Raw genomic sequence first — 2,974 nt, 5'->3', positions numbered from 1 at the left:
ACCCGGCCCGCCCCCCGCACGAGGTCCCGTGCCGCCGCCAGCGCCGCGCACAGATCCGCCGCAAGCGGGCGCATGATCCCGGTGCCGAACACCGCGTCCACAACCAGATCGGTCGGCCCGGTGGCTGTCACCGACGCCGCGTCCAGTCGCCCCACCGGGCCCAGCGCCGCCCACCGGGCCGCCGTGGCGCAGGCGTCGGGCGCGGACGGCCCCGGCGGCGCCAGCGCCAGCACCCGCACCCGCCAGCCGCGCCCCGCCAGCAGCCGGGCCACCGCATAGCCGTCACCGCCGTTGTTGCCCGGCCCGCACAGCACCAGCGCCCGGCCCGGTTCGGGGTGCCCCGCCAGCGCGCGTTCCGCCAGCGCGACCTCCACCAGCGCGGTGGCTGCCCGCTCCATCAGCTCTCTGCCGCTGACGGTGCCGGCGGCGATCGCGGCGCCCTCGATGGCGCGCATTTCGGCGGATGTCGGAAGGATGGGCAGCTCCATCGGGCCTCCTGTTCACAAACCGCCCGTTCCTTGGGCAATGCGCTGCAAGAATGGGCATTCCGCATCGATTTCCCGGCCGCTCCCCGATCCCCGCCGCGCCCCCGATTGTGCCCCCCGGACCGGCATGGTCTGTCCAACCCGGAGGCGGGGACCGCGAGGAGCATCACGACCATGAAGAAGATCGAGGCGATCATCAAACCCTTCAAGCTCGACGAGGTGAAGGAGGCGCTCCAGGACCTTGGCGCGCAGGGCCTCTCGGTGATCGAGGTCAAGGGCTTCGGGCGCCAGAAGGGCCACACCGAGTTGTACCGGGGCGCCGAATACGTCGTGGACTTCCTGCCCAAGGTGAAGGTCGAGGTGGTCCTGCCCGACGACCAGGTCGAGGCCGCGATCGAGGCCATCGTCGCCGCCGCGCGCACCGACAAGATCGGCGACGGCAAGATCTTCGTCACGCCGGTCGAGCAGGCCGTGCGCATCCGCACCGGAGAGACCGGCGACGAGGCGATCTGATCGCACCGCCGATCCCGGGCACGCGACCCCGGATACACCACCCCAGATACAACGAACATCGACCAGAAGGATATCACCGAGATGAGCAAGGAAGCCGTTCTCAAGACCATCGCAGATGAGGACGTCCAGTACGTCGACATCCGTTTCACCGATCCCCGCGGCAAGCTGCAGCACGTCACCGTGATGGCCGATCAGGTCGACGAGGACTTCCTCGAGGAAGGCTTCATGTTCGACGGCTCCTCCATCGCCGGGTTCAAGAGCATCGAGCAGTCGGACATGAAACTGCTGCCCGACACCGAAAGCGCCTACATCGACCCGTTCTACGCGGAAAAGACGCTCTGCCTGCACTGCTCTGTCGCCGAGCCCGATACGGGTGAGCTCTACAGCCGCTGCCCGCGCTCGATCGCGGAAAAGGCCGAGGCGTATCTGAAGGCCACCGGCATCGGCGACACCGCCTTCTTCGGCCCCGAGGCCGAGTTCTTCGTGTTCGATGACGTGCGGTTTTCCGTCGGCATCAACAAGGTGAGCTACCATGTCGACGCCGTCGACGGCTCGTGGAACTCCGACACCGAGTACGAGACCGGCAACCTCGGCTTCCGCGGCGGCGTGAAGGGGGGCTACTTCCCCGTCAACCCGACCGACCACGGCATGGACATGCGCAACGAGATGCTGTCCACCATGAAGCAGATCGGCATGAAGGTGGACAAGCACCACCACGAGGTCGCCTCGTGCCAGCACGAGCTGGGCCTGATCTTCGGCTCGCTGCTCAAGCAGGCCGACGAGCTGCAGAAGTACAAGTACATCATCCACAACGTGGCGCACGCCTATGGCCGCTCGGCCACCTTCATGCCCAAGCCCATCAAGGGCGACAACGGCACCGGCATGCACGTCAACATGTCGATCTGGAAGGACGGCAAGCCGGTCTTCGCGGGCGACAAATACGCCGACCTGAGCCAGGAGGCGCTGTACTTCATCGGCGGCATCCTCAAGCACGCGCGCGCGCTGAACGCCTTCACCAACCCGTCGACCAACAGCTACAAGCGCCTGATCCCGGGCTTCGAGGCGCCGGTGCTGCTGGCGTATTCCGCGCGCAACCGGTCTGCGTCGTTCCGCATTCCGTGGGCCGAAAGCCCCAAGGCCAAGCGCGTCGAGGCCCGCTTCCCCGACCCCTCGGCCAACCCCTACCTGTGCTTTGCCGCGCTGCTGATGGCTGGCCTCGACGGGATCAAGAACAAGATCGACCCCGGTGAGCCCGCCGACAAGGACCTCTACGACCTGCCCCCCGAGGAGCTGGCCGACATCCCCACCGTCTGCGGCTCCCTGCGGGAGGCGCTGGGCGCGCTGGAGGCCGACCATGAGTTCCTTCTGGCCGGTGACGTGTTCACCAAGGACCAGATCGACAGCTACATGGATCTGAAGTGGGAGGAGATCTACAACTACGAGCACACGCCGCACCCGGTGGAATTCCAGATGTATTACGGCTGCTGATCGCAGCCTCTGGACGGCTCGGACCCCGTCGCCCGGTTGGGCGGCGGGGTTTTTCATGGCCGGGCGGGCCGCAGGATGGCCACCCCCAGCAGGCTGTGGGCGGGCGACAGCGCGGTGCCGTCCGGGGCGCATACACCCAGCGGCGCCGGACCCAGCACCGGCAGCAGCCGCAGCACCGCCGCCGCATCCCACAGCCGTTCGCCGCGCCCCCGCAGCGTCCCGCGCAGGACCCTGTGGCCCGGGTGCGCGGCCCCCAGCCCGGCGTGGGCCGCGCGCGCGGCGGCGAACAGCATCTGCTGCGCCAGATCACCCGTCACCTGCGCCCGCAGCGCGTCCCCGCCCAGCGCCGCGCGCAAGGCGGCATCGTCCAGCCCCAGCGTGCACAGCCACACCGCCGCCGTGGCCCCCGCCGCCACCTCCTGCGCCAGCCGGGGCGCGGTCACGCGCACCCCGTCCAGCGTCACGTCGCAGCCGTCGCCTTGCGCCGG

Annotated in this window: 4 protein-coding genes; 2 read left to right on the top strand and 2 right to left on the bottom strand. The window is 68.9% G+C overall.

The features are described 5' to 3' along the window. Nucleotides 1-488 (bottom strand): NAD(P)H-hydrate epimerase (locus tag CCR87_RS00430; RefSeq protein ID WP_201155367.1); only part of this gene is annotated, 488 nt, incomplete at its 3' end. 171 nt (nucleotides 489-659) lie between these two features. Between CCR87_RS00430 and CCR87_RS00425 the strand changes: the two genes are divergently transcribed. Together CCR87_RS00425 and glnA are read left to right on the top strand one after the other, a co-directional pair. Next, a complete protein-coding gene (locus tag CCR87_RS00425) occupies nucleotides 660-998 on the top strand; it encodes a P-II family nitrogen regulator (RefSeq protein WP_201155366.1) in 339 nt (112 codons plus the stop codon). An 81-nt stretch (nucleotides 999-1,079) separates the two neighbouring features. Beyond that, a complete protein-coding gene (glnA, locus tag CCR87_RS00420; protein WP_201155365.1) occupies nucleotides 1,080-2,486 on the top strand; it encodes a type I glutamate--ammonia ligase in 1,407 nt (468 codons plus the stop codon). A 53-nt stretch (nucleotides 2,487-2,539) separates the two neighbouring features. On the opposite strand, the gene CCR87_RS00415 is transcribed toward glnA, so the two are convergent. Continuing rightward, the coding region (locus CCR87_RS00415) for a hypothetical protein (protein ID WP_201155364.1) at nucleotides 2,540-2,974 on the bottom strand (435 nt) is incomplete at its 5' end.

The sequence above is a fragment of the Rhodobaculum claviforme genome (assembly GCF_016653255.1).
Classification (GTDB): Bacteria; Pseudomonadota; Alphaproteobacteria; order Rhodobacterales; family Rhodobacteraceae; genus Rhodobaculum; species Rhodobaculum claviforme.
Note: the sequence above shows the minus strand (reverse complement) of the source record. Positions and strands in the feature narration are given on the sequence as shown.